The organism is Bradyrhizobium niftali (assembly GCF_004571025.1).
Classification (GTDB): Bacteria; Pseudomonadota; Alphaproteobacteria; order Rhizobiales; family Xanthobacteraceae; genus Bradyrhizobium; species Bradyrhizobium niftali.
Window position 1 is genome coordinate 569,795 of sequence record NZ_SPQT01000001.1, and the last position, 26,729, is coordinate 596,523.

A 26,729-nucleotide genomic window follows, 5' to 3' on the forward strand; every position below is an offset into this window, starting at 1 on the left:
TCTGACGTTACCTTCCCGCGCTGCTCGCAACGATCGAGGAAGGCGAGGTGACGTGCTTGCCCAGCGCGAGATAGACCAGCCCCGAGACCCCGATCCCGAACAGCCAGCTCAGATCGGCCCCGCCCAGGAGGTTGATCGAGACCGGCCCCTGGAGCGCGCCGACGAGGCCGTCCTCCACCAGCCATCCGGCGACGAGGCCGGCGAAGAACGCGATCATGCCGGCCCAGTTGATGTCGCCATAGGCGCTGGTCTCCGGCGAGCGGTAGAGCTCGGCGATGTCGATCTTGCCCTTGCGCTTGAGGAAGAAATCCGCAAGCACCACGCCGGCCCACGGGCTCATCCACAACAACAGGCTGATCATCCAGTTGTCGAACGCCTTCGCAAAGGACGGCGCGAAGATGAAGTACAGCGTCACCAGGTAGCCGGCCACGCCGACGATGACGGTGAGCCAGAAGCGCGAGAGCTTCAGCCCCGCGCTCAGCGCCGCCAGTGTCGCCGAGTAGACGTTGAGGATGTTGGTCGCGATCGGGCCATGCAGCACCATCAGCAGAACGAGGATGCTGACCGGTCCGCCGAACACCGCGCTGACCATCTTTGCGGGATCGGTGTCCAGCGTCGTCGAGGCGATGGTCGCGCCGAGAATGCCGAGCCAGACCGTCGGCACGAACATGCCGACATAGCTGTACCAGAACACGGATTTCGACGATACGCTTCGCGGCACGAAGCGCGAATAGTCGGAGGCCCAGGTGACCCAGGAAATGCCCCAGCCGACGCCGATCGCGGTCATGAGCAGGGTCAGCATCGCCAGATGCGCGCCCGGCGGCAGCGAGGTCGTCAGGCTCCAGTTGACGACACCGGGGCGCGTCCAGGCCAGAATGCTCATCAGCACCATGATGGCGATGGTGGGCGGCACCGTGTATTTCTCGAAGGTGCGGATCGCGTAGAACCCGTAGACGCCGATCAGGACCTGCGCCGCCATCACCAGGGTGATGATGACGATCTCGATCAGCCAGGTGTCGGGAACGCCGAACTGGCCGAGAATGCCGATCGAAACCTTCACCGGGAAGTAGGTGTTCACGCCGATCCAGCCCAGCGTCATCACGAACATCAGGATGCTCGGCAGGTAGGCGCCGCGGACGCCGAACGCGGATCGGCTCAGTACCATCTGGTTGACGCCGGTCTTGTGCCCCATCACCGTGAAGGTCGCGAAGATCGCGCAACCGACGATGTTCCCGAGCACGATGACCGCGATCGTCTCCATCAGTCCGAGCTTCAGGATAATGCCGAGCGCGCCGAGCGCCCAGTTGACCGGCGCGATGTTGGCGCCGGCCCAGATCCACATCTGCTGCGGTCCGGTCGAGTCCCGGTCCGCATCGGGAATTGGCTCGATGCTGTGAATATCAGCGCGAAGTTCGGAATCCGTCATGACATCCCCCAATACGAAGCACGCTGCGCATCGTCGCAGCATAAATCGTGCCATTGGTTGCACAGCCGCCGGAGCGGGGCGTGCGCCGATGCCGGATGCAATGTGGTTTGCGCCGGATTGCTGTTGAGATTTCAAATGCGATCGACGTCACGCGCAGGCTTGTATCGGCTCATGTTGAGCCACCTGCTTGCAACCGGGCGACCGGCGCGGAGCCTCAGTGACTTGCGCGCGCGAGCAGCGGTACGATGATAAATTGGGCAGCCCAACTCAAAAGTGCAGCAGCCGCTTCTAGTCGAATAGGGCAGCGGCGCTGTCGCGGCTGGGATTGCCGGCCACGATGCGCTGCATCATTTCGATGAAGAGCGCCTGTTCCCGTTCGCTTAAATCGCCGAGCGTCGCACGGTGCGCCCGTCGTGCCGCGCCTTCGATCTTGACCAGCAGGGCGGCGCCGGCAGGCGTCAGGCGGCACAATCGCGCGCGGCGATCGTCCTTGTTGATGGCGCGCTCGACCAGGCCTCGTGCGGCGAGCCGCTTCAGCGCGCCGGTCGTCGTCGTTCGATCGAGGGCGATATCGGCCGCCAAAGTGGTCTGATCGGCGGTTTCGCGCACCGCCAGCGCCGAGAGCAGGCTGTATTGCAGCGGCGTGACCTCGAACGCGCCGCACGCTTCCTGAAACAGCGCGACATGAATCTGGTGCAGCCGCCGGATCAGATAGCCGGGACGTTGCGACAATGGCCAGGGGCGGTGCTTGCCCCCGCTGCGACGCGTCTTCCCCTGCCGCAATGCGCGCTCTCCCAAGCTGGAACCCCGCCGCGCTTAGCTCGATTCGAGTGCGCCCGCCACCGTCAGATCATGGCACGAAGCTTGCTTTTGTCAAAATGCGAAGCATGCTTCGTATTTCCGGGGGCGAAGCAATCGCCGCCGTGAGGAGAGGAGAGCGCCATGTCCATCACTGCCAGCTTCGACCTTCTGCTGCGCGGCGGTCGCGTGATCTGTCCGGCCTCGGGCGTGGACGGCATCAGGGACGTCGCCATCCGCAACGGCAAGATCGCCGCGGTCGCGCCGGACATTCTGCCGACGAGTGCGAAGGAGGTCGTCGATGTCGGCGGCAAGCTCGTGCTGCCCGGGCTGATCGATACCCATGCGCATGTCTATCAATATGTCTCCGGCCGCTTCGGCATGAACCCCGACATGGTCGGCGTGCAGTCGGGCGTGACGACGGTGATCGACCAGGGCGGTCCGTCCTGCATGACGCTGCCCGGCTTTCGTCATTTCATCGCCGAGCCGTCCCGTACGCGCGTCTATGCCTTCCTGTCCGCCTATCTCGTCGGCGGACTCGAGGGACATTATTATCCGCAGCTCTACAGCCCCGACGGTGTCGACATCGATGCGACCGTCAAGGCGGCGACGGCCAATCTCGACATCGTGCGCGGCATCAAGGCCCATGCCGAGATCGGCGGCTTCGCGCGCTGGGGCATCCGCGTCATCGAGATGGCGGCGGAGATCGGCAAGCGCGCCGATCTGCCGGTGTATGTGCATTTCGGCCAGCTCTGGGGCCTGCCCGAGAGCGGCGCCAATGGCGAGGATGCCGATACGATCCTCACGCGCGTGATCCCGCTCTTGCGCGAGGGCGACGTTCTTGCCCATCCGTTCACGCGCCACCCCGGTGGCTTCGTCAACCGCGAGGGCGAGGTGCATCCGGTGATCCAGGCGGCGCTCGATCGCGGCCTAAAGGTCGATGTCGGCCACGGCAGCCATTTCTCGTACCGGCTTGCGAAGAAGGCGATCGCCGCCGGCATCATTCCAACCACGCTCGGCGCCGACATTCACGGCTACAACACCCACGTGCCCGCGCCGGCCGGAACGCCCGACCAGCACGAGGACGAGGAGAACCATCCGTTTGCAGGGCAGGCCAAGTTCAGCCTGGTCCAGGCGATGAGCTCGATGATGGCGCTCGGCCTGTCGCTGGAGCAGGTGGTGCCGATGGTCACCGCCAATCCCGCAAAAATGCTCGGCCGCAGCGCGGAGATCGGCGCGCTCAAGGTCGGCATGGACGCCGACGTCTCCGTGCTCGCGGAGAAGAACGGCCGCTTCGTGCTTAGGGATAACGAGAAGAACGAGGTGATCGCCGAGCGCCTGCTTCAGCCGGCCTTCTGCCTGCGCGCCGGCACGCGCTTCGACGCGGTCGCGCCGATCCTGCCGCAGGCCGTCGCGGCGTAAGGCCGCGCGGTGATGGAGAACGCCGGCGTGCGCAACGAGCGAGAGTTTCCTTCTGGAAGGTCCGGGCAGGGCGTGGGCGCACGGCTGCCGCGGAAGGAGGACGACCGCCTGATGCGCGGCCGCGGCCAGTTCGTCGGCGATATCAGGCTTGCGGGTCTTCAGGACGTCGCCTTCGTGCGCAGCCCGCTGGCGCATGCACGCATCCGCGGCATCCACGTGCCCGAACGTCATCGTGGCGGCGTCTTTACGGCGGCAGATCTTGTCGGCGTCAAACCGATCCGCGCGGTCTCGGGGCTTCCGGGTTTCAAGATCTCGGAGCAGCCGGTGCTCGCCACCGGCAAGGTGCGCCAGGTCGGCGAGCTCGTCGCCATGTGTCTCGCGCCGACGCGGGCCGAGGCGGAGGACATCGCGGCCTCCGTGACGCTGGATCTGGAGGAGCTGCCCGCGATCACCGACATGCTGAAGGCGCGCGAGCCGGGCTCGGCGCTGGTGCACGAGCATTGGGGCGATAACGTCTTCCTGGAGACCAATTACGAGGTCGACATATCAGCCGCGCTCGACGCGCCGATCCAGGTGACGCGCGAGATTTCGACCGCGCGGCAATGCATGTCGCCGCTCGAAGGCCGCGGCGTGGTTGCGACTTTCGATCCGAGACTCGATCAGCTCACGCTGCATTCAGCCGCCCAGATGCCGCATATCACGCGCAGCGGTCTCGCCGAGTGCCTCGGCATGGAGGAGGGCCGGATCCGCGTGATCTCGCCCGATGTCGGCGGAGGCTTTGGCCACAAGGGCATCCTGTTGCCTGAAGAGGTTTGCCTGTCCTGGCTGACGATGCGCTGCGGCCATCCCGTGCGCTGGACCGAGGACCGCCGCGAGCATCTCGTCGCCAGCTCCAATTGCCGCGAGCACCACTACAAAATCACGGTCTATGCTGACAGCGACGGGACGTTGCGCGGAATCGATTGCGAGGCGACCGTGGATTCCGGCGCGTACTCGTCCTACCCGTTCTCCGCCTGTCTCGAAGCCGCGCAGGTCGCAAGCATCCTGCCGGGTCCCTACAAGATGCCGGCCTATCGCTGCCGCACTTTCTCGGTTGCCACCAACAAATGTCCGATCCTGCCGTATCGCGGCGTCGCGCGCACCGGCGTCTGCTTTGCGCTGGAGTTGATGCTCGACCTCGTGGCGGCCGAAGCCGGGCTCGAGCCCGGCGAGGTGCGGCTGCGCAATCTGGTGCAGCCGGAGCAGATGCCGTTCGACAACATCACCAGGAAGCATTTTGACAGCGGCGACTATCCGGAGGCGATGCGGCGCGCGCTCGCCGCGATCGATGTCGAGGCCATTCGCGCCAAGCAAAGCCAGGGCGAGACCGGTGGCCGCCGCATCGGCGTCGGCGTCTCCATCTATTGCGAGCAGGCGGCGCACGGCACCTCGGTCTATTCCGGCTGGGGCATCCCGATGGTGCCGGGCCATGAGCAGGCATCGGCGCGGCTGACGCCGGATGGCGGCCTCGAGCTGCGCGTCGGCGTGCATTCGCACGGGCAGGGCATGGAGACGACGCTCGCCCAGGTCGCGCATGAAATGCTGGGAATAGACGTCGCGAAGATCCGCATCGTCCTCGGCGACACCGCGATGACACCGTATTCGACGGGCACCTGGGGCTCGCGCTCGATGGTCATGGCCGGCGGGGCGGTGGCCACCGCCTGCCGTGAGCTCGGCGAACGTGCAAGGCGCATCGGTGCCAAACTGCTGCAGCATGATCCGGCTTCGGTCGTCCTGCAGAATGGCGAGGTGCGCGGCGTCAATGGCAGCGTCAGCCTGAAGGCGATTGCTCACACCTGGTATCGTCGCCCGCAGGATCTGCCTGTTGATGTCGATCCCGGCGGGCTGGAGGTGACGCAGGGGTACAAGCCGGTGCGCGACAGTGGGACGTTCAGCTACGCCGCGCATGCGGCCGTCGTTGCGGTCGACCCTGATGTCGGCGAGGTCGAGATCCTCGATTACGTGATCGTCGAGGACGGCGGCGTGCTGGTCAACCCGATGGTCGTTGACGGCCAGATCTATGGCGGCCTCGCCCAGGGCATCGGCACCGCGCTCTACGAGGAAATGCCGTTCGATGCCTCCGGCCAGCCGCTGGCGACGACGCTCGCCGACTATCTGCTGCCCGGTGCGACCGAGGTCCCGGCGGCACGCCTCGATCACATGGAGACGCCGTCGCCCTACACGCAATTCGGCGTGAAGGGCATCGGCGAGGGCGGGGCGATTGCGCCGCCCGCCGCGATCGCCAATGCCGTCAACGACGCGCTGCGCCCGCTCGGTGTCGAACTGATGCAGTCGCCGATCACGCCCCATCGTGTCGTCGCAGCCGTGCTGGCCGCGCGCGCGGCCGAACGGAGCGCGGCATGAAACCGGCGCCATTCAGCTACGAGCGCCCGCGCGATCTCAATTCGGCACTGTCGATGCTGGCAGCAAGCAATGGATCTGCGAAGATCATCGCCGGCGGCCAGTCGCTCGGGCCCATGCTCAATCTGCGGCTGGTGCAGCCGGAACTGATCGTCGACATCTCAGGCCTTGCCGAGCTCAAGCAGGCCGGGCTTTCCGGCGGCGAGCTTGTGCTCGGGGCCCTGGTGACGCATGCCGACATCGAGGACGGGCGCACGGCCGACGTGACCCGCGGCGCCATGCGCGGCGTCGCGGCCAACATCGCCTATCGCGCCGTGCGCAACCGCGGCACGATCGGCGGCTCGCTCAGCCATGCCGATCCCGCCGCGGACTGGGTTTCCGCGCTCGCGGCCTTGGGTGCGCGCGTCACGCTGCGCAGTCTTGCCGGTGCGCGCTCGATGGCGATCGAGGCCTTCGTCGTCGGTGCGCTGGAATCGGCGCTGCAAACAGGCGAAATCGTCGAGGCGATCCATGTGCCGGCCCGCGCTGTTTCGGCGCATTGGGGGTATGCCAAGAGCTGCCGCAAGACCGGCGAGTTCGCCCACGCCATCGGCGCGATCCTTGTCGATCCCGCCGCCGCCTCGGCGCGTGTCGTGATCGGTGCGATCGATACGGCGCCGATCGTCGTGACCGATGCGGCGGAGCTATTCGGCGGCCGGATTGCGGCCGACTACAAGCAGCGTTTCGACATCAGGGTCGCCGATACTCTCCTGATGAAGGCCGGCATCGACGATGTCGCGCAGCGCCATATCCATGTCAGCGTGTTGAAGCGCGCCGTCCTGGAGGCCGCCGCATGAATACGATCGCGCTTCATGTCAATCGCCGCGCGGTGGAGGTGTCGGCCGAGCCGCGCACCAGCCTTGCCGATTTCGTGCGCGACAAGCTCGACCTGACCGGCACGCATCTCGGCTGCGAGCATGGCGTCTGCGGCGCTTGCACCGTGCTGCTCGATGGCGTGCCGGCGCGCTCCTGCATCACCTATGCGGTGGCCTGCGAGGGCGCCGACGTCACCACGATCGAGGGCCTCGATGAGGACGAGGTCACAACCGAGCTGCGCGCCGCCTTCACCCGTGAGCATGCGCTTCAATGCGGCTATTGCACGCCGGGCATGCTGGTTTCGGCGCGAGACCTGGTGTTGCGTCTGCCTGACGCCGACGAGCGGCGCATTCGCGTCGGCCTCAGCGGCAATCTCTGCCGCTGCACCGGTTATGTCGGCATCGTGCGGGCGGTGCAGTCCGTGATCGAGGCGAGGCGCGCGCGCAACATCGCGCCGCAGACCGATGGCGGCCGGACCAGTCTCGGCCCCGCCGGATCGGGGCGAGCTACGTCAGACCGAAGCGAGCCTCAGCCTGCGCGGCAGGCGTTGGCCGCGGCATCAGACCGCGCCGCGGCAGGCACCATTCCCGACTTCACCCCGGCAACCGTTCTCGATCAGCGCTTCACGCTGCCGCACCCGCCGGCAAAGGTGTTTGCGATGTTCGACGATATCGCCGGCATCGCCGCCTGCCTTCCCGGCGTATCGCTGACGGTGCCGCCAAAGCCTGAGCGCATCGAAGGCGTGATCCGGGTCAGGCTCGGACCGATCGCAGCAAGCTTCGAGGGTGCCGCGCGCGTCGAACGCGATCCCGCGACGCTCTCCGGCTGCATCGTTGGCATCGGCACCGACCAGCGCAGTCATTCGGCGACACAGGGCGAAATCCGTTATCGCCTGGTCCCGCTCGAGGGCGGCACGGCGACCGCCGTCGAACTGTCAATAGGCTACACGCTCACGGGCATGCTGGCGCAGGTCGGCCGGCCGGGCCTGGTGCGAGATCTCGCCAGACGCCTGGTTGCGGAGTTCGCGGGAAATCTCGACCGCCACATGTCGGGCGCGCCGTCGGGGCAGGCGGCCCCGGCGGAACTCAGCTTCTGGTCGCTTGCATCAGACGTTTTGCGCGCCCGGCTCGCGCGCGTCCTTGGCCGCGTCTTCACCGGAAAAGGTAGAGCGGAATGACCGGCGCGCGCGCCGCAGAGTGACGAAGCCTGGACTGCTAGACATCAACAGCGTGGGATTTGGAGAGACAACATGACACGAGCACTCGGACTGGTTGGGACAATCGCGCTGGCGACGGCCCTGGTCGGCGGCGCCGTACAGGCGCAGACCATCAAGATCGGTGTCAACGAACCGCTCACCGGCGCGTTCGCGGCGTCCGGCACCTACGTCGTCAACGGCGCCAAGATCGCCGCCGACGAGATCAACGCCAAGGGCGGCATCCTGGGCAAGAAGATCGAGCTGGTGATCGAGGACAACAAGAGCAACCCGACCGAAGCGGCCGCCGTCGCCGAGAAGCTGATCACCAGCGACAAGGTGCCGGTCCTGATGGGCGCCTGGGGCTCGAGCCTGACGCTCGCGGTGATGCCAAAGCTGATGGAATACGAGACGCCGATGGTGGTGGAGACCTCGTCCTCGGGCAAGATCACGACGACGGGCAATCCCTTCATCTTCCGCATCTCGCCGCCCTCGGCGGTCGAGGCCGCGGCGTTCAAGGGCATCGTCGACAAGCTCGCCCTGAAGAAGGTCGACTTCCTCGTCATCAACAACGACTGGGGCCGCGGCACCGCCGAGGACTTCAGCAAGATGATGAAGGACAAGGGCATCACCATCGGCCTGGTCGAGACCATGGACCAGGGCGCGCAGGACATGAGCGCCCAGCTCTCCAAGATCAAGAGCTCGGATTCCGAGACGGTCATCGTCACGACCGCGGTCGACCAGCTGACGCTGATCTTCAAACAGGCCGCTGCGCTCGGCCTGAAGAAGCGCATCATCACCACCGGCGGCTCGCAGAATCCCGACCAGATCATCGCCCAGGCGGGGGCCGCCGCCAACGGCACCATGCATCTGACGACCTTCCTGCCGTGGTTCCCGGACAAGACGCCGAACCCTGAGGCAACCAACTACTTCATCACGGAATGGAAGAAGCGCGGTTTCGAGTTCGCCGGCTGCACCGAAAGCTTCCGCGGCTATGACGGCATCCGCACCGCGGCGGCCGCGATCGAGAAGGCGGGCAAGGCCGAGCCGGCTGCAATCAAAGCGGCGTTCTGGGACATCAATATCAAGGGGCTCAACGGCGACATCGTGTTCCGCAAGTCCGGCCCGGAGGGCAAGGAGAGCGGACAGAGCCAGCCGAACGTCTATCTCATCGAGATCAACGACGGCAAGGTCGAGATGAAGACGCTCTGACGCGTTCATTCGCGGGCGAGGGCGGCACATCGCGACCCTCGCCGACATCTGGATCAAACGGGAACAGCCTTGAGCGAGTTTCTCCAGCATCTGGTCAACATGCTCGTGCTCGGCGGCACCTATGCGCTGCTCGGGATCGGGTTGACGTTGATCTTCGGCATCATGAACGTGGTGAACTTCACGCATGGTGTGCTCTACACGTTCGGCGCCTACATCATGTTCATCGTGGTGCAGCAGATCGGGCTGAACTTCTTCCTGGCGTTACCCGTCGCCGTGCTGGCCGGATGGCTATTGGGGGCGGCTATCGAGCTGACATTGCTGCGGCCCCTGCGCGGTTTCGACATCGACACCACGATGCTGGTCATGATCGGTGCCTGGATCGCGATGCAGTCGGGCACGCTATGGATCTGGGGTGGCGTCGCCAAATCAGTGGCGACGCCGTTTCCCGAGGCACCGCTGGTGCTCGGACCCGTATCCGTGTCCTGGCTGCGGCTGTTCGTGCTTGCCGCCGCGGCACTGCTGATCCTGGTGACGTACCTGCTGATCAACAAGACGAGCCTCGGCCGCGCGATGCGGGCAACGTTCCAGGACCACGACACGGCCTCGCTGATGGGCGTCAATGTCGACATGATCTACACCTCGACCTTCGCGATCGGCTCCAGCCTTGCCGCGGCAGCGGGAGCCCTGCTCGGGCCGGTCTACGTGATCTTCCCGCAAATGGGCGATCTCGCCGCCGTCAAGGCCTTCGCCATCGTCATCCTGGGCGGTCTCGGCAACATCACGGGCGCGGTGATCGGCGGCTTCATCCTGGCTTTGGCCGAGGAGCTTGGCGCCGGCTACGTTTCATCAGGCTATCGCGACGCGATGGGCTTCGTGATCATCATCGCGGTTCTCATCTTCAAGCCGACCGGCCTGTTCGCGCGCGCGGAGCGCGTCGGATGAGAATAGCCCTCACCATTCTCGCCGTTGCAGCCCTTGCGTCGGTGCCGCTCTGGCTGCGCGATCCTTATCTCCTCAACTCGCTGATCACCACCGGAATCTTCGTCATCGGCGCGATGAGCCTCAATCTTCTGCTCGGCTTCACCGGTCAGCTCAGCCTCGGCCACATCGCCTTCTTCGGCATCGGCGCCTATGTCAGTGCGCTGACATCGCTCGGCTTCGACGTCGGCCTGCCCGGAGGCTTTCGTCTGGTTCACGCGCCCTGGCCGCCGATCGTGGGATTCGTGCTCGCGATCATCATCGCCGGATTGTGCGGCTATTTCGTCGGGCTGCTGTCATTCCGTGTCCGCGGTGCCTATTTCGTCATTGTCACCATCTCCTTCGCCGAGGTCGTGCGGCTGGTCGCGCTGAACTGGGTCGAGCTGACGCAAGGTCCGCTGGCGCTGACCAACATTCCTTCCATCGGGCTGCCGTTGCCAGGCGTCGGCGAGCTGACGCTGCGCACCAAGCTGCAGAACTATTATCTCGTGCTGGTCGTCGCGCTCATCGCCTATCTCCTGATCGCGCGCCTCGTTCGTTCCCATTTCGGCCGCGCCATGCGCGGATTGATGGAGAATGAGACGCTCGCCGTCTCCGTCGGCATCGACGTGACGAAGACGCTGACGCTGGCGGCGGTGATTTCGGCCGCGATCGCGGGCGCGGCCGGCAGCCTCTATGCCCATTACATCCGGATCATCGATCCCGAGGTGTTTGCCTTCATCAACACTGTCACGATGGTCATCATGGTCATCAGCGGCGGCAAGGGCTCGCTGGCCGGTCCCGTCGTCGGTGGCCTGATCTTCGGGCTGCTGCCGGTCGCGCTGCGTCCGGTGATGGCGCCTGAGGCGCAGTGGATCGCCTATGGCGGCGTGCTGATCGCCATCCTGTTCGTGCTGCCGCGCGGTATCGTGCCCTCGCTCGCGCAGCGATTTCGTAGGAGTCGGAGCGGCACGACGGCGCTGGCGCCGGTGGCCCTTGCCGAGACAGCCGTCAAGGAGCGGGCGTGATGACGGCGCGCAGCGTTGCCATGACGATCGAGCAGGTCGCGGTCCGCTTCGGCGGGCTCGTCGCGATCTCCGACATGAGCTTCACCGTGGGCGAAGGCGAGATCGTCAGCCTGATCGGGCCGAACGGCGCCGGCAAGACCACCGCCTTCAACGTCATGACCGGCTTTCTGGAGCCGAGTGCAGGGCGTGTCACCTATCGTGACACCGCGCTCAACGGATTGAAGCCGCATCAGATCGCGGACCTCGGCCTGATCCGCACCTTCCAGCGCACCAGCGTGTTTCCCAACGACACCGTCTACGACAACCTCCTGATCGGACTGCACCGCCAGGGCCGCGTCCGGCTGCTCGACGCGATCCTTGGGCTGCCCGGCGCGCGCGCCTCGGAGCGCAAGCTGCGACAACGGGCGAGTGAGCTGATCGAATGGGTCGGTCTCGAACGCCGAGCCCACGATGCGGCCGGCTCGCTCTCCTACGGCGAGCAGCGCCTGGTCGGCGTCGCGCTGGCGCTCGCGGCGGAACCCTCGATGCTGCTGCTCGACGAACCCGTCTCGGGCATGAATGCCTCGGAGACGCACCGGTTCGTCGAGCTCATTCGCGACATCCGCGATCGCGGCATCACGATCCTGCTGGTCGAGCACGACATGCCCATGGTGATGACGGTCTCGGATCGCATCGTGGTGCTCAACTACGGCCGTATCATCGCCGAGGGGACACCGGACGTGATCCGCAACGATCCCGCCGTGATCGAGGCCTATCTCGGGCATGGAGCGGCACGTGCTTGAGATCCGCGACATGGTGTGCGGCTATGGTGGCGTCACCGCGCTGCGCGGCATCTCACTCGACGTGAAGGCTGGGCAATTGGTGGTGCTGATCGGCGCCAACGGCGCCGGCAAGAGCACGACGCTGCGCGCGATCTCCGGCCTCGTGCCGCCGCGCGCAGGCCAAATGCGGTTCGAGGGCATCGACATCACCGGGGCGAGGCCCCCGCGCGTGCTGGCGAGCGGGATTGCGCATTGTCCGGAGGGGCGGCGCGTGTTTCCGCATATGAGCGTCGAGGAAAATCTCGACATGGGGGCTTACCTCCGTCGTGGTTCGGGCGAGATCGCGGCCGATCGCGATCGCATCTACACGGAATTTCCGCGGCTCGCCGAGCGGCGCCGGCAGGCGGCGGGCACGCTGTCCGGTGGCGAGCAGCAGATGCTCGCGATCGGGCGCGCGCTGATGTCGCGGCCGCGGCTGATCATGTTCGACGAGCCCTCGCTCGGCCTTGCCCCCAACATCGTCGAGCGCACCTTTGCGATCATCCGCGGCATCCGCGATGCCGGCACCACGGTGCTGCTGGTCGAGCAGAACGCGTTCGCTGCGCTGGAGATGTGCGACCACGCCTATCTGCTCGAGAACGGCCGCATCGTTCTGTCCGGTGCCGGCTCTGAGCTGATCGAGAACGAGCATGTGCGGAAGGCCTATCTCGGTGGATGATCCGGCGCTCCGTCCGGACGGGCCGGCGTGGATTCCGGTCTGTGACCTCGGACGGCTGAAGGCAGAGACCATCGTCCGCGTTGCCGGGCGCGATATGCTCGTGATCTGGAACGAGGGCGATGTCATCGCGTGCGAACGCGCGTGCCCGCACGAACAGGCGGATCTCGGCTTGGGGCAGGTGGCGGCGGGCCGGCTGTATTGCCCGCGCCATGCGGCGTCGTTCGATTTGCGCGACGGGACGATTACTTCGGGATGGCCGAGCCCACCGTTGCGGCTCTATCCGGTCAAGGTCGCGGGAGAGCAAGTCTGGATCGCGGCGCGGGGGCGACAAGCGGGGCGATGATGCCGCCATGCCCTTGTCTTGCCCGACGTGTCAGAGCCACCCGCGGCGCGGATTTGCCTTTGGAAACAACGGCATTCTACTGTGCATGGGGTTGTTTTCGCGTTTTTAGTCGAGCAACCGGAGTGCAGCCTCCACCAGAACGCCGTCCGGCCGACGAAGCGCCTCGAGGATGGTGAAATGGTCGGCGCCTGCGACCGGAATGAGCTTGCCGGGCGCCTGCGCGGTCGCACGCTTCTCATGAAGGTTGATTGAATCCATCACCAGCGCTGGCAACTCGTTGCTGCCATAGGCGATGTCGAGCCGCTTTGGCGTCACGGGCAGGCGAAGCGGCGAGAGCGTGGCGATTTCTTCGTCCGTCAGCTTCAGCGCGTTGTTGAGCCCGGTATCGCGGATCGGCGCCAGGTCGTAGACACCTGATATTGCAAGCCCGGCATGGACGCGCGGATGGTCCAGCGCCATCGCCACGAGGTGGGCGCCGGCGGACCAGCCCGACAGGACGACCGGTCCGGCGATGCCATAGGATTCGCCATGCGCGGCGAGCCAGTCGAGCGCACGCGGGATTTCAGCGACGATGTCGGTCAGGGATACTTCGGGCGCCAGCGAATAGCCGGGAATGGCGACCGACCAGCCATGTGCGGCGACGCCTTCGACGAGCATGGCGAACAGCTCGCGGGAATTCCGCTGCCAATAGCCGCCGTGCACGAACATCAGGCAGGGCGCATCGGGCTTTGCGGCGAGGTAGAGATCGATCTTGTTGTTCGCCCGCTCGCCGTAAGGCAAATCGAGATGGGACTTCAGTGTACCGCGCAGCCGGCTGGAAGCTTCGTTGCGCTCGGCGATCAGGGCAGGGCTGTTCTTGACCGCCGCATTGTTGTCATAGGCGGCGCTGCGTTCCGCTTGGGACAGTTCGGCCCATTTGCTGCGCGGATCGAACGGCCGATGTGTCGAGCTTGTGTTGTTGACCATGGAGTCTCCGAGCGGCCGGTCGTGGCAATGACCGGCGTCGCTCGCGCCTGTCTGCCACGAATCCCGCTTGAATTGCACATCGCTTGCGCTCAGACGAGGGATGCGCCGTTCGCGGAACTTGTTTCAGCAGGCCGTGGATGGACGGGTCCGCGGCGACAAAACCGCCGATGGAAATTGACGCGCAAAGGCACTCGTCTTCGGCTGAACACGCGATCCATCGATCACCTCGAGCCGGCCGCAGCGGTTCAGGGTGTGCAGCTTTCGGCCGGGCCATGTCGGTCCGGGCTTGAGCGAGTGGCGGACGATCTGCTTGAACGTCGTCGGCGACAGTTCGACGACTTCCGCGAGGCCAAGCGCCGCGCCGTATCCGTCCGCGCAATTCTGCACCGGTCGCCACAGCCTGTTGTTGATGGTGACGAAATTCCCAGCCGGTCGCGTACTCGCGCGATCGATCAGGACCGGGTTGCTGGCATGAGGCAGCCAAGGGCCGAGCAGGCGGTCGGCGTGGAAGATCGCAAGCGAATCCGAATAGCCGCCGGTTCCGTCGCGCCAGGCGCCAAACAGATAGTTCAGGCCGTTGTGCCGCGTGATCGTCACGTCGGCGAGCTCGAGGCCCGAGAGCAGCGTCGCGTGCCGCTCCCATTTGTCCGGAAACCGAACGCATTTGTAGAGGGCGACGTCCCCGTTGATCGAGCTCTCCGGGATCATCCACAGGTCGCCATCGTCCTCGATCAGGAACGGATAGGACAGGTGCCAGGGCTCTTCCAGCACGGGCACGACGTCGCCGACTGGCCCGGTGTCACCGAACTCGATCGCCGAAATGATTCCCTTGCCGACCCGGTGATCGAGATCTTCAAAAAAGACGAACGTTCGTCCACGCCAGGTGATGGGAAAGGGATCGGCGTAGAAGTGGTTTCCCGGATCTCCCAGAACGTTCCAGCGAGGCCCGGAGAGATCTCCCGTCTGCCAGACACCTGCGCCGTCGTTGAAGCGCCATCCGATATGCCAATGCGGGGCGTAGCAGCAGAGGCGATAGATCTCCTTGGCGATCGAGGCGGCGAGGCCGCGCGCGACGTAGCCAAGCGGTCCACGGCGACTTGCATCGCCGGCGGGGCGCGCCAGTTGCGGCAGAATGCGCGGCCGTCCCGACAGGATTGCCGCCACCATGGTCAGGGTTCGCGCCATGACCGTTTCGAGCGCACCGCTCAGGCCGGCTGCAATTTCTCCCGACGGGTGACCGCGATCGAGCACGGCGCCGTCGATCTCGTTGACGATGTCGATCACCGGCAACTCGCCGCCGAGAATGGCGGCGAGCGCGGCGTTTTCCCCTGCCGTTCCGTTGAACAGCGGGCGCAGATACAGCGGAGCCGAACAGTTCCGATCCGGCGCGCCGCTTGTAAAATCGACGATCACGTCGGCCGTGCCTGTGCGAGCCTGCGTCCGCTCCGGAATGATCTGCAGCCTGTCGGCGCCGCTGGGTTTGCCCTTGTGCAACACCACGCGTTCGAGCGCGAACAGCGCGTCGAGACCTGCGGGACGTGACTCCGCCGTCGTCGTCCAGGCGATTTGGACCGGAACGTCCCGCCCGTCGATCGACAGCGTCTCGCGGCGCATCCACCGCCGCGCATGCTCAATTTCACAGCGAAACTCGATGATCATGTCGAGCTAATCCATTCCAGCGGATCAGGTCACGTGACCTGGCCGAGAATTCGAACGTATTCCTCCACCATGGCGTCTACCGAGTACCGCAACTTCAGGCCTTTGGCATTGTGCCGCAGCTCCTCGCGCAGGGTTTGGTCGGTTAGGAGTTTCGAGACGGCGGCCGACAGCTTCGCATGATCGGAGGCATCGACGAACAGGGCTGTCGGCTTTCCTTCGAAGGACAGCACCTCGCGCAGGACGGGTAGATCGGTGACGACGGAGGGAACACCGGCGTTTGCGGCTTCGACCGCGGCGAGGCCGAAGGTCTCGGCCTGTGTCGGAAATACGAACACGTCCAGGCAGGCCAAAAAATCGGCCATCTGGCGCGGGGCGATTTCCCCGAGCAGATGCAATCTGTCCGATACGTTCAAATCATCCGCAAGCCGCCTCAGCCGGGCCTCGTCGACTCCCTGGCCGGCCAATGCGAGGTGCCAGGATGGCTGATCCGGCAGGAGGCGTATCGCCGCATCGAGCCGCTTGTGCGGGTGCAGCCTCGCGGCACAGCCGAGCAGGACGCGGTCGGTCGGCAGTTTGAACTTCTCTCGCGCAGCTTGCCTCGGCAGAGTGAGCGCCTTGTCGTCGAAGCCGTGTGGAACGTGCACCATGCGCGACCGGTAGGCCGCGGGGTAGCGCGAATATTCGCGCTGCATGTCCAGCGAGTTCAGCGTGATACGATCGAAGAAGCCGAGGCTGCCCATGACGATGTCGGCCGTGCGGACCGGCCAGCTCATCGACAGCGCGGACGACACCTGATTGGCGATGACGGGTGCGCGGCAGACGAGGCGAGACGCGCCGGCGCCGATGACGTTGCCGAAATGCTGGAAGGTCAAAACCGCATCGGGCCTGGTGGTCCTGATGTGACGGCCGAGCGTCCGCAGCATTTGCAGCAGGGCCAGCGGATGTCCTGGCCGGCTCGATGCGCAGTAGAGCGTATCGGGCGGCTCGTCGAAGGAATCCGACTTGCGGAAGAAGAACAGATTGGTGACCCGATAGCCGCGTGCGGTCAGGCCGGCGCCGAGCAGCCTGGAGATCTCCTGGGCGCCCGCATTCTCGGCCTGTGTCTGGACCAGAAGCACGTGCAGCTTTGGTCCGCCGCTGCCCCGACCTGCGAGTGCTGCTGCAGTCGACGGCAGCTTCGGTGCCTCGCCCAGTTCTGCGCCTGGCTGGTAATGCAGCACGGATTCCGACCTGCTAATCAAACGTTCACCTTCTTGATGCCGTACCTAACATGCGAGCCTCGGGCGGACACCGACTAGCAACAAACGGAGTTAATGCGCTGGCCGCCGGACCGCATCGTTCACATCAGAATGACGGCGGTTTCCGCGCGGAGCGAGGCACGCGCGTTAACCAATTGGTCATCTTCGCGTGGCGGCGGGTAACTGCGGATTAACCATAGATATTTACGGTGGAGCAGGCCACTGAACAGTGCTTGCCAGTTGAATCCGAGTAAAGTCCATGACGTTCGGTCGCCGCGCAGACCCGACAAGTTCCGGATCGACCGATGTCTCCGCGTCGTGGCAGACTCAAAATGCGTCGAACGGTGAGGCCGGCGGAGCCGCAGCACGTCTTGGTGGTGTGCTCACGGCCGCGGGCGCGCTCTCCTTCTTTCGGGACAATGCTCGCCGCATCCTGACGCTCGCTCTCGCGATCTTCGTCCTCGGCGTCGTCGTTCTGCTGGTTATCCCGGTTCGATTTGCGGCGACCGCGCTGGTCGTTGTCGATCCCCGGGAGCAGCGCGTGACCGCGGATCAGGACGTTCTGCCGGGCATAGGGCAGGATAGCGCCGCGCTGCAAAGCCTGGTCGAAGTGGCGAAGTCCGACGGCTTTCTCAAGCCGCTGATCGAGCAGCTCAAGGTCGGGGACGACGAGGATATTTCCGGGGGACATACCGACCCCGCGCGCCTGCTCGAGAGATTCCGCAACCGTCTCGACATTTCCCGCCGCGGGCTCACTTACGTCATCGCCATCCGCTTCACCTCGAACCGTCCGGAGCGGGCGGCCTATTATGCGAACGCGATAGCGGAGTCGTTCGTCGCTGGTCAGACGCGCAACCGCACCGAGGCGACCGACGATGCGGCCGATTGGCTCAGCGGGCGGCTGAAGACGTTGAACGACCGGCTGAGGGCGTCAGAGGACGCCGTGGCCACGTTCAAGCTCGAGCACAGGATCGTCAACGCGGGCAAGGATGCCACGACCCAGCAATTGCGCGTGACCGAGCTGTCGCAGCAGGTTGCCGCCGCGCGCGCCCGGACCGAAGAGGCGAAGGCTCGCTACGAGCAGGCTCACCGCGACCTGAAGGCGAATGTCGAGGGTCCCGTCAAGCAGGATCTCCTGAGCGCGCTGCGTGCGCAGCGGTCGGCGCTCAATGATCAAATCGCGCAGAAGCGGGCGGTGTTCGGCGATCGCCATCCCGACCTCGTCATGTCCTACAGTCAGCTGAACGATCTCAACAGGCAGATCGAGGTCGAGCGGACAAAGGGCATCGACACCGCAAAGTCGGAATACGAGGCCCAGCGCGAACAGCAGAAGGCGCTCGAAGGCCAGATGAAGGCGGCTGAATCGCAGATCCTGGTCGATGGTCAGGCCCTGGTCCGGCTCCAGGAGTTGCAGCGCGACGCCGAGGCCAACAGAAACATCTACGAACAGTTCCTCTCGCGCTCCAAGACGACGAACGAGCAACGTCTCTTGCAGAGCTCCCAGACCAAGATTGCTTCGTCCGCCATTCCGCCGCTGCGCTCGACACTTCCGCCGCTGCCCTTGCTGCTCGCCGCGCTCGCGATCGGCTCGCTGCTGACATCGACGGCGGTCGTTGCGGCAACCGGACGCGGATCGGACAAGGCTGCCGAAGACGCTCCTGCTCCCGATCCGGCTCCACGCCAGCCCGCGTCGTGGCCACGCCCGCCCGTGTGGGCCCGCATTCCCGACCTGCTGCCGAGCGATGTGCCGAGAAACATCTGGCAAGGTCCGGTCTCCGCGACGGCTGAGCTCGATCTCGGTCCCCATTTGCGCCCGCTGCTCGACCGGCTGGAGAATTTGCCGGGAGCCCGGGGCAAGGTCGCGCTCGTGATGTCGGTCGGCAAGCGGGCCGGCGGCAACACCGTCGCGCGGTCGCTGAACCGGTGGGCGGTGAACAGGGGGAAGCTCAGCGTCCTGATCCGGGTCGAGCCGGACCTCGGCGGTGCCGGGGCTGGCCTCGCCAAGGGGCAGTCGGACGGCATGACCACGGCGGATTTTCGCAGCGTCGATGCGCTTCTGGGTGCCGGCAAGCGGCCCGAGGCATCGCCCGCGGACGACATTCGCTCGGAGTTCGATCTGATCGTCGTCCATGCCACCTCGCTGGCCTTGCAGCCGGAGGCGGCGGCGCTGGCCGCTCACGCCGACCTGGTCATCCTGGTCGCTTGCGAAGACGCGGTCGATTCCACTGCAATGCGCAGGGCAATGGCTGCGCTCTCTCGCTTTGGCGGCGTGCCGACCGGGCTCGTCATCAATCGCGTCCCGGCCGATCCGTCGGCGGCGCGCCGTCGGGGCGAAGTGTTGGGCCTGGCCGGATGATCGGCGCCTATTCGCCGGAGTCGGCACCGCGAACGGCGTAGGCGCCGCGTTTCGATGCCGAGAAGCGCAAGAGCACGAGAATTGAAGGATCGACTCCGGTTCGCCGGCGACAGAGGATGTTGAGCGCGATGGTTGCGAGCGCCAGCGACACCGTTGCCGAGATCGCCGCGCCAAGCACGCCGAGCCAGGGAATCAGGACCAGAAATCCGACCAGCCGCAGCGCCACGTTCGCCGCGACGACGGGGACATAGACGCGCTCATGGCCGGTCAGCTGCAGGATCGCGGCGGATGGACCGCCCGCCGCCTGGAAAGCCGTGCCGATCGCGAGCACGATCAGGACCCAATGCTGTTCGGCGAAATGGGGCCCGAACAGGTTGAGAAGTTGGGGGCCGCCGATCCAGATCAGGAGAAGTCCACTGGCCACGCAAAGCCCGGTCACTTCCGCCATGAGCTGCAACGTTCGCCCGAACTCCTGGTGGTTCTTGCTGAAGTACAGCGAAGGAAGCCGGCGCGCCCCGAAGCTGTACAGTGCTGCCGAGACCATGGCGAAGATGTTGGCCAGGCGCGAAGCGGCAAAATAGATTCCGGCGGTCGTCGGATCCAGCATCCAGTAGACCAGGATGACGTCGAAATACTGGTTGGCGACTTCGAGGATGGACGCGACCCAGAAATGAAGCGCGCTCGATCTCCAGCGAGAGGTCTCGGAACGCGCCGCCGTGCTGCGCAAGCCCGGCAGGGCGCGGGCAATCGCAACGACCTGCGCGACCAGGCCCACCGACATGGCGATCGTCATCACGGCGAACAACTCGGCGGGATCGAGCTGCCGATGGCCGAACAACATGGCAAGCAGAAACAGGACGACGATGACTCGCCAGAAGAGCTCCCGGTTGCCTTCGCCCATGAGAATGCTGACCAGCGAGCGGGCGATCTGGCTGCCGAGCATCAGTCCGGCATTCACCGCAGTGTAGGCCGAGAGAGCAAGGATCAGAAGCCACCAGTCGCCCCTCAAGCTCGCGGCCAGCGCGACCGCGGCGATCGCGATCAGCATCGCGACGGAGGTCATCCTGAAGCTCGACAGGAGGACACCTTTGATGAGGTCGGGCCTGTCTCCGACCTGATACTCGTTCAGGAATCGCACCAGGAGCGATTCCTGGCCGACCAGCCCCACGACCGCTGCGATTTGGGCAACTGAAAGCCAGGTCGCAAAGATGCCGAATCCATCAGGCGACATCGTTCGCGCCGCCAGCGAGAACAACGCAAACGCAAGCGCGCCGCTGCCAACCTTGAGGAGGATGGTCCCGACAACACCGCGCGTCACGTCGCGCCGCAGGAACTGGACGATGGATTCGATCATGGACGTTGCGGGACGACTTTCCCCCGGGGATGCGCGTTAGGACAGCGGCGAGAGCCTAGCATGGTGAAAAATTGCGAGTGTTAATGGGGGCCTCTTGAGTCCTTTTGGTCGCGGCCGATATCGGCGAAACGCCCGCTGCGTCACGGTGGGACAGATTCGTTCCGCCTGTCCCGGAGAGAGCGAAGGCCGGCTCTGTCGAAAGCGACGTGATGTCGCTCTGACGCGAAGCAGCCATGCATTCCACCGGGGCATTGCCGAAGACCGGCCCCTGTCGAACATCCTGAGCAAGACGCGTGCCGGGATATCGTCCGGCCGATCGAGTCTCCGGTTCATTAACCTCGATCGAGGGAAATGATCGCGCTCGGTCCTGCGATGCGACATCAGGCGGGATAATTGCACATGGAACCACCGTTAACCGTGGGAGCCTGGACCATGACGGCGGATAGCACCGTGACCGAGCCGATCGCCGCAGCTGCGACCACGACGACGTTCGCGGACATCGCGATTGTCGGAGGTGGCCTTGCGGGTTCGCTCGCGGCTTCTGTCCTTGCGCGGGCAGGGCATCGCGTCGCGCTGGTTGATAAGCGCGCGGTCTATCCAGACGAGTTTCGGGTCGAAAAGATTGGAGGCCAGCAGCTGGAGATGCTCCGCAGGCTGGGCTTCATCCGCAGCCTCGCGAGCGTCGCCTGTCCATACGATCGCGTGCTCAATGTCAGGGAAGGCAAGGTGGTCGATGTCAGCGTCGGCCAGGCTTACGGGCTTCCCTATGCCGGTCTCGTTGCCATGGCGCGCGGCCAGATCCCCGATCCGTCCAGTCTGATCGTCGACGAGGTCACCGCAATGACCTGTAGCGACGACGTTCAGCATCTCGAGCTTGCCTCCGGACGCCGCCTGAATGCGCGTCTTGTCGTTCTGGCGACGGGCATGGCGGGAGCTCTCGGCTACAAGCTGGGCATCAGGCGGCGCGTGCTGGCCGCAGGCCACTCGGTTTCCTTCGGCTTCACGATCGCTCGCCGGGACGGCGCGCCGTTCGATTTCAAGGCGCTGACCTATTACGGCGAGCGCACCTCCGACGGCGTCGATTATCTCAGCCTGTTTCCGGTACCCACCGGCATGCGGGCCAATCTCTTCATGTTCCGCGACCCGGCCGATCCGGTCATGCGCGATCTGCGTCGCGACACGGAAGCGACAGTCCTGCGGCTGCTGCCGGGATTGCAGCCCTACCTCGGTGATTTTCGCGTGACGGACCGGGTCCGGAACTGGGTGATGGACCTGTCCGTCGTCGAAGGACACCTCCAGCCCGGAATCGTGCTGATCGGCGATGCGTTTCAGACCAATTGTCCTGCTGCCGGAACGGGCGTAGCCCGCCTGCTGGTGGACGTCGAGCGCCTCTGTACCGAATATGCGCCGCGGTGGCTCGCGACCGGTGGGATGGGCATCGAGAAGATATCGGAGTTCTATTCCGATCGCGACAAGATCGCCGCGGACCAGCAGTCACTGAAGATGGCGCGCTTCCGCCAGGCGCTGACGTCCCGCGACGATATCGGCTGGGATGTGCGGCGACGGCTGCACTTCCTGAGGCGAAGCATCACCCATCGGGTCGATCAGATGCGGCCGGGCTGGCTTGCGCAGGTCCGCAGCGCGCTGCGCGCCTGAGGCTGCAATCCGCAGGCGCCTCGCGCCGGTCAGCGCGTCGGCGTCGAGGTGCGGGTTGGCGAGAGCCGGAACTCCGAAATTCGCTTGGCGGCAAGCTTGAGCCAGGGTGCCTGCTTCAGTGCGAACAGCGATATCGCGCCTGTGGTGCTGCCGGCGTGCGTGACCGCCCACATCGGCGAGGGCTGCCCGCCGAACAATTTCTTGTATGGCTCGTCACCAATGGTGAAGTCGAGCATCTGATCCCCGCGCTCGATGCAGTCCTTCGCCACCTGCTCGAACATCAGCGCGCCGAGGGACTGGCTCTTGTATCCGGCAATATCGAAGGCACTCATGATGACGAGAAAACTGTCGCGGTGGTGCAATCCGAGCACGGCGGCGATCACCTCGCCATCCATCTTCATGGCATAGAGCCGCGCAAGGGAACCGAGACCACGGACCGCGATGTCGGAATAGAAGTCGTAATATTCGGGCCGCTGGAGCAGGTCTCCGTCGCCCTGCGACTGGAACCGCGGGCCGCGAAACTTCCTCATCACGTCCAGCGTCTCGAGGACGGCGGCGCTGTCGTTGCAGCATGAGAAGCTCAGCGTGCCCTTCTTCTGGAGCTGCCGATACTTCTTTGCGAGCTCCTTCTGATAGGAGCGCTCCATCGCACTGGTCCGCCATTGCTCGAATGGGGCGAGGAGAACCGTTGCGTAGGCATTGGTGTCCATCGCGACGCGGCGGGGCGCACCCAGGAGGTTCTCGATCGGGAGCCGCCCGTCCGGCAGCTTGGTCATTCGGAGCAGGTCGAAAGGGCGAACGAGGCGGCGAATCTCGGCGCATGCATCCGCATCCCTGAGCAGCTCGGAAAACACCATCGGGCTGCAAACCGGCGCCAGATAGTCGGAGACGCGCAGGTCGGCGAATTCGACGGTCCGTATCGGGCCGCGCCGGATCCGCAGCAAGGGCAGCACCATCGCAAGGGCGCCCGTCGCGCGGTAGCGAACCACGACAACAAGAGGTGTTGCTCCCGCATGCGACGCTAGCCTGCCGTAGAGGCTGTGCAGCCAAAGCGGATGCTGGAACGCGGTGGCAGCCGAGTGATCGAACAGCTCTGCATAGTCCGGCGACAGGAAGTCGAATGCCGATTCGACGGCGATATCGAACGTGTTGCCAAGCGTGTTCATGCGTAACCAGGGAAACCGGATAATTTAGGGAGTGCTCGAGCGAGCTCAGGGCTTATAGCAGGGGAGTGACGGTCGAGATACCGAGGTGGCACGATTTGCATTAAACGGACTAAGCCGGGTTCGTATCGTTACCGAAGTCTTAAGATTTCGCGGTCACGACGGCTCGGATGTCGAGACCTGGCCGCGCTAGCAAATAATTAACCGCGTTTAAGGAAGGTCAATTCATGGCCAGCCTACAGACCGAGGTGGACTCCGGGACTCCCGGGAGCGCGATCTGGAAGACGCGCAGCGTTGGCGTTGAGAAGATTGCCAGGGCTGCAATTGGCTGTTCGATCACCATCAACGTCGTCGCGTCGATGGGCACCTTCAACACCGCGCTGTTGCCGGCGGAGTTGACCTATCTGCAGCAGGCCGTCGCGATCCTGATGTGGGGCGTCCTGATCTACGCCAGCGCGTTCGTACGCCCGCGGCTGCGTTTGCAGTTCAATCCCGACTTGATCGTCCTGGTCGCATTCTACGCCTTCGCCGTCACTTCGGTGTTCTGGACCAGCCTGAACGCTGCTGCGATCATGAAGAGCCTAGCGCTCGCGATGACGACCTTCGGCGCATTCTGTCTCATCACGCGCATCGACATGGACGAGGTCGTCAGGGCCACGGCCCTTGGGCTTTTCATATTGGTGGCCGCATCGGCCTTCTGCGCGCTCGCCGTACCCGATATCGGGATAGACCACAGCTGGATGCATAACGGTCAATGGCAAGGCGTCTATGAATCGAAGCAGACCCTCGGTTTCGTCGGCGCGTATCTGATGTTCTTCGCCTGCTATCTGAAGATGAAGGGGCAGGGGTGGCCGGCTTTCCTCCTGACGTTCCTTCTGGCGTCCACATGTGTCCTCGCATCGGAATCGCGAGGCGCCGGTGCCGTTGCCCTGGCCGCCTGTGCATTGCTCGTGACCTCGATGTGGTCGGTCACCTGCATGAGAATCTACGCGGTCCTGCCGTTCGTCATGTGCTTGCTGGCCGGCGCGCTGATCTTCTATTTTTACGCGACGGGGTATGAGGCGATCCATGTCGGTGATGCGTCCATCGATCTGACCGAGCGGACGTTCATCTGGCATTACGCCATCAGCCATTTCGATGACGCACCGCTGCTCGGCTTCGGGATCAACGGCTTCTGGACGGTTCCGTCGATCTACGACTATTTCGAACAGAACCACGGCTGGGTGCTCGACAATTATCACAGCGGCTATATCGCGATCCTGATGGAGACGGGGTTTCTCGGCTACACGCTTTTCGCCGCGAGCGTCCTTCTGTTCTCGAACAAGGTTCTCCATCTGATTTCGGCCCGCGCGATCGACCGGTCGCACTGCGCGCTCATCATCGGATTTGTCGCTCTCAGCTTTCAGACCAACTTTACCGAGACGACGTTCCTTCGCTCGACCATGTTCACGTCGGTGCTGCTGGTGGCGTTCTTCTTTGCAACGTGCAGGCCTGTGCCGCAGACCGATTTCTAGTCTCAACGAATGGAAGCAAGATGAGAGCCATCCGCGCTCGCTGGACGAGAAGCTTCAATCTTGCGGCAACGGCCCTTTTCCTCACGTCGTCTTGCTTCCATGCCCATGGCGCCGGGCAGGCGGCGTCCCGTGACCTGCCGAAATTGGGGCGCGGCATCAATATTCTCGGCTATGACGGGATCTGGGAAGGCGGCCGGAACGCGCCGTTCCGCCTGGACAATCTGACCGCAATCAAGAAGGCCGGATTTTCGCATGTCAGGATCAACTTCTTCGGCTTCAAGTTCATGGGCGAGGGAAACGTCCTGGACGAGATCGTTCTGAGGCGGCTGGATGTCGTCATCGAGGAAGTCCTCGCAAGGAACCTCATTCCGGTCGTTGACGAGCACGACACTCATGTTTGCCAACGCGACGTTTCTGGATGCGGCGAGAAGCTCAGGGCGTTCTGGCGGCAGATCGCCGAGCGCTATGCCGGAAAATATCCCGCGCTGGTCTTCGAGGTCCTGAACGAGCCCGGCGGGCAAATGACGTCCGCCGACTGGAATTCACTCCTCAACGAATGTCTTGAAATCATCCGCCGCACCAATCCGGCGCGGCCGGTCATTGCCGCGGTTCTCCACACGGACGACATCCCCGTCGACGACCTGGCGCTGCCGGCCGAAGACAGGAACCTCATCGTCACGTTTCACTATTACGCGCCGATACGATTCACGCATCAGGGCGCGCCGTGGTCTTCGACGTTTTCGCGGATCGGGCCGCTGGATTGGGGCAGTCCGGACGACGAAGCGAAGGCGGCCGCTGACTTCAGGAAGATGAATCTCTGGGCGGAGAAGGAGAGGCGCCCGGTTTATCTCGGCGAATTCGGGGTGTACGAGCGTGCACCATCCGACAGCCGCGCGAGATATTTGTCGTTCATGGCGAGAAGCGCAGACAGGCTTGGCTGGTCATGGGCCTATTGGCAATTCGACCATGATTTCGCGGCCTTCGACAGCACGCGCCAGGCCTGGAAGCCGGACATCCTGCGTTCGCTGATTCCGCCGCAGCGTTGAAGCTCGCAATCGCCTAGCGTGGCGCGGGATCAGTCGATCAAAACCATGTGGCGATCTCCCCGAGGCGTCGATACGCCGTCTCGCGCGCGGCGAGGATCGGGCCCGCCGGGCCGGTGGTCGGCCCGATCGGCACGAAGCGCACGTCGCTGATGCCAATGAAGCGCAGTGCCTCGCGCAAATAGGGTGTCGCCATGTCGGTGCGGCCGCGGTTCATTCCGGTGACGAAGTCGCTGCCGCTGGCGAGGATGACGATGGTCGGCCGGTCCTTCAGCAGCGGGACATATCCCGTCGCCGGGTCGAACCGGAAGGTGAGCCCGGGCTGGACGATGATGTCGAACCACTGCTTGAGCTTGTAGGGGATGCCGAAGTTCCACATCGGCGTCGAGATCAGCACGCGCTCGGCGAGCGACAAGCGCGTCGCCATGCGCTCGGCCTCGGCAAAGCTGTCGCGCTGGGCGTCGTCGAAAGCCTGGGCCTTCATCCGCGCATATTTGGCCTCGACAATGGGTCCCGCGAACTCCGGCATCCGCTCCCGCCAGAGATCCATGACATCGATGTCCCAGTCGGGACGCGCCTCGCGAAATCCGTCAAGGAAGACGCGCGCGCCGGCGCTCGACTCCGAGTCGGGACGCGGCGAGCAGGAGAGGTGCAGGAGCTTTGCCACC

The 26,729-nt window shown here is 64.7% G+C and carries 22 protein-coding genes; 14 read left to right on the forward strand and 8 right to left on the reverse strand.

Features of this window, described 5'->3' with window-relative positions:
- Positions 1-7 precede the first annotated feature (7 nt).
- Positions 8-1,426 carry a cytosine permease gene (locus E4K65_RS02515; protein ID WP_235885431.1) on the reverse strand — a complete coding sequence of 473 codons (1,419 nt, stop codon included), beginning with the start codon at positions 1,424-1,426 and terminating at the stop codon, positions 8-10.
- Between the two features lie 288 nt (positions 1,427-1,714).
- Positions 1,715-2,209 carry a MarR family winged helix-turn-helix transcriptional regulator gene (locus tag E4K65_RS02520; RefSeq protein WP_027548931.1) on the reverse strand — a complete coding sequence of 165 codons (495 nt, stop codon included), beginning with the start codon at positions 2,207-2,209 and terminating at the stop codon, positions 1,715-1,717.
- Positions 2,210-2,368: 159 nt separating this feature from the next.
- Between E4K65_RS02520 and E4K65_RS02525 the strand changes: the two genes are divergently transcribed.
- The 10 genes from E4K65_RS02525 to E4K65_RS02570 all read left to right on the forward strand — a co-directional run bounded on the left by E4K65_RS02525 (position 2,369) and on the right by E4K65_RS02570 (position 13,112).
- A complete protein-coding gene (locus tag E4K65_RS02525) occupies positions 2,369-3,646 on the forward strand; it encodes an amidohydrolase/deacetylase family metallohydrolase (protein WP_135172763.1) in 1,278 nt (425 codons plus the stop codon).
- A 12-nt stretch (positions 3,647-3,658) separates the two neighbouring features.
- Positions 3,659-6,049 carry a xanthine dehydrogenase family protein molybdopterin-binding subunit gene (locus E4K65_RS02530; RefSeq protein WP_209312022.1) on the forward strand — a complete coding sequence of 797 codons (2,391 nt, stop codon included), beginning with the start codon at positions 3,659-3,661 and terminating at the stop codon, positions 6,047-6,049.
- On the forward strand, positions 6,046-6,882 hold the full coding sequence (locus tag E4K65_RS02535; protein WP_135172765.1) for an FAD binding domain-containing protein: 837 nt from the start codon (positions 6,046-6,048) through the stop codon (positions 6,880-6,882). The genes E4K65_RS02530 and E4K65_RS02535 overlap by 4 nt, the downstream gene beginning before the upstream one ends.
- Positions 6,879-8,078, forward strand: coding sequence for a xanthine dehydrogenase family Fe-S subunit (locus E4K65_RS02540; RefSeq protein ID WP_135172766.1), 1,200 nt, complete (start codon positions 6,879-6,881; stop codon positions 8,076-8,078). The genes E4K65_RS02535 and E4K65_RS02540 overlap by 4 nt, the downstream gene beginning before the upstream one ends.
- A 72-nt stretch (positions 8,079-8,150) precedes the next feature.
- Complete coding sequence (locus E4K65_RS02545; protein WP_135172767.1) at positions 8,151-9,305, forward strand: ABC transporter substrate-binding protein; 1,155 nt, start codon at positions 8,151-8,153, stop codon at positions 9,303-9,305.
- 69 nt (positions 9,306-9,374) lie between these two features.
- A complete protein-coding gene (locus E4K65_RS02550) occupies positions 9,375-10,247 on the forward strand; it encodes a branched-chain amino acid ABC transporter permease (RefSeq protein WP_167770465.1) in 873 nt (290 codons plus the stop codon).
- Positions 10,244-11,290: a branched-chain amino acid ABC transporter permease gene (locus tag E4K65_RS02555; protein ID WP_135172768.1), complete on the forward strand. Its 1,047-nt coding sequence runs from the start codon at positions 10,244-10,246 to the stop codon at positions 11,288-11,290. Before E4K65_RS02550 ends, E4K65_RS02555 begins: the two co-directional genes overlap by 4 nt.
- Positions 11,290-12,072 (forward strand): ABC transporter ATP-binding protein, encoded by a 783-nt coding sequence (locus tag E4K65_RS02560; RefSeq protein WP_167770466.1) that lies wholly within the window; start codon positions 11,290-11,292, stop codon positions 12,070-12,072. Before E4K65_RS02555 ends, E4K65_RS02560 begins: the two co-directional genes overlap by 1 nt.
- On the forward strand, positions 12,065-12,769 hold the full coding sequence (locus tag E4K65_RS02565; protein ID WP_167770467.1) for an ABC transporter ATP-binding protein: 705 nt from the start codon (positions 12,065-12,067) through the stop codon (positions 12,767-12,769). Before E4K65_RS02560 ends, E4K65_RS02565 begins: the two co-directional genes overlap by 8 nt.
- Complete coding sequence (locus E4K65_RS02570) at positions 12,762-13,112, forward strand: Rieske (2Fe-2S) protein (RefSeq protein ID WP_235885433.1); 351 nt, start codon at positions 12,762-12,764, stop codon at positions 13,110-13,112. Before E4K65_RS02565 ends, E4K65_RS02570 begins: the two co-directional genes overlap by 8 nt.
- A gap of 105 nt (positions 13,113-13,217) precedes the next feature.
- Here the strand turns inward: E4K65_RS02570 and E4K65_RS02575 are convergent, their stop codons facing one another.
- The 3 genes from E4K65_RS02575 to E4K65_RS02585 all read right to left on the reverse strand — a co-directional run bounded on the left by E4K65_RS02575 (position 13,218) and on the right by E4K65_RS02585 (position 16,957).
- Entirely contained in the window at positions 13,218-14,078 is an 861-nt protein-coding gene (locus E4K65_RS02575; protein ID WP_135172772.1) for an alpha/beta hydrolase, read from the reverse strand.
- Between the two features lie 123 nt (positions 14,079-14,201).
- Positions 14,202-15,737, reverse strand: a complete 1,536-nt coding sequence (locus E4K65_RS02580) for a glucosamine inositolphosphorylceramide transferase family protein (protein ID WP_135172773.1) — start codon at positions 15,735-15,737, stop codon at positions 14,202-14,204.
- A 29-nt stretch (positions 15,738-15,766) separates the two neighbouring features.
- Complete coding sequence (locus E4K65_RS02585; RefSeq protein ID WP_135173192.1) at positions 15,767-16,957, reverse strand: glycosyltransferase family 4 protein; 1,191 nt, start codon at positions 16,955-16,957, stop codon at positions 15,767-15,769.
- Between the two features lie 277 nt (positions 16,958-17,234).
- Here E4K65_RS02585 and E4K65_RS02590 point away from each other — a divergent pair, with 277 nt between their 5' ends.
- Complete coding sequence (locus E4K65_RS02590; RefSeq protein WP_135172774.1) at positions 17,235-19,331, forward strand: GumC family protein; 2,097 nt, start codon at positions 17,235-17,237, stop codon at positions 19,329-19,331.
- Between the two features lie 7 nt (positions 19,332-19,338).
- Here the strand turns inward: E4K65_RS02590 and E4K65_RS02595 are convergent, their stop codons facing one another.
- Complete coding sequence (locus tag E4K65_RS02595; protein ID WP_135172775.1) at positions 19,339-20,685, reverse strand: lipopolysaccharide biosynthesis protein; 1,347 nt, start codon at positions 20,683-20,685, stop codon at positions 19,339-19,341.
- A gap of 432 nt (positions 20,686-21,117) precedes the next feature.
- Between E4K65_RS02595 and E4K65_RS02600 the strand changes: the two genes are divergently transcribed.
- Entirely contained in the window at positions 21,118-22,341 is a 1,224-nt protein-coding gene (locus E4K65_RS02600) for an FAD-dependent oxidoreductase (protein WP_167770468.1), read from the forward strand.
- A gap of 29 nt (positions 22,342-22,370) precedes the next feature.
- Here the strand turns inward: E4K65_RS02600 and E4K65_RS02605 are convergent, their stop codons facing one another.
- A complete protein-coding gene (locus E4K65_RS02605; RefSeq protein ID WP_135172777.1) occupies positions 22,371-23,507 on the reverse strand; it encodes a GNAT family N-acetyltransferase in 1,137 nt (378 codons plus the stop codon).
- 224 nt (positions 23,508-23,731) lie between these two features.
- Here E4K65_RS02605 and E4K65_RS02610 point away from each other — a divergent pair, with 224 nt between their 5' ends.
- Positions 23,732-25,018 (forward strand): O-antigen ligase family protein, encoded by a 1,287-nt coding sequence (locus tag E4K65_RS02610; RefSeq protein WP_135172778.1) that lies wholly within the window; start codon positions 23,732-23,734, stop codon positions 25,016-25,018.
- A 20-nt stretch (positions 25,019-25,038) separates the two neighbouring features.
- A complete protein-coding gene (locus tag E4K65_RS02615; RefSeq protein ID WP_167770469.1) occupies positions 25,039-26,064 on the forward strand; it encodes a glycoside hydrolase family 5 protein in 1,026 nt (341 codons plus the stop codon).
- Between the two features lie 37 nt (positions 26,065-26,101).
- Here E4K65_RS02615 and E4K65_RS02620 read toward each other — a convergent pair whose 3' ends face one another.
- The gene (locus tag E4K65_RS02620; RefSeq protein WP_135172780.1) at positions 26,102-26,728 is read right to left on the reverse strand and encodes an FMN-dependent NADH-azoreductase; all 627 of its coding nucleotides are present in this window, start codon (positions 26,726-26,728) and stop codon (positions 26,102-26,104) included.
- Between the last annotated feature and the right edge of the window lies 1 nt (position 26,729).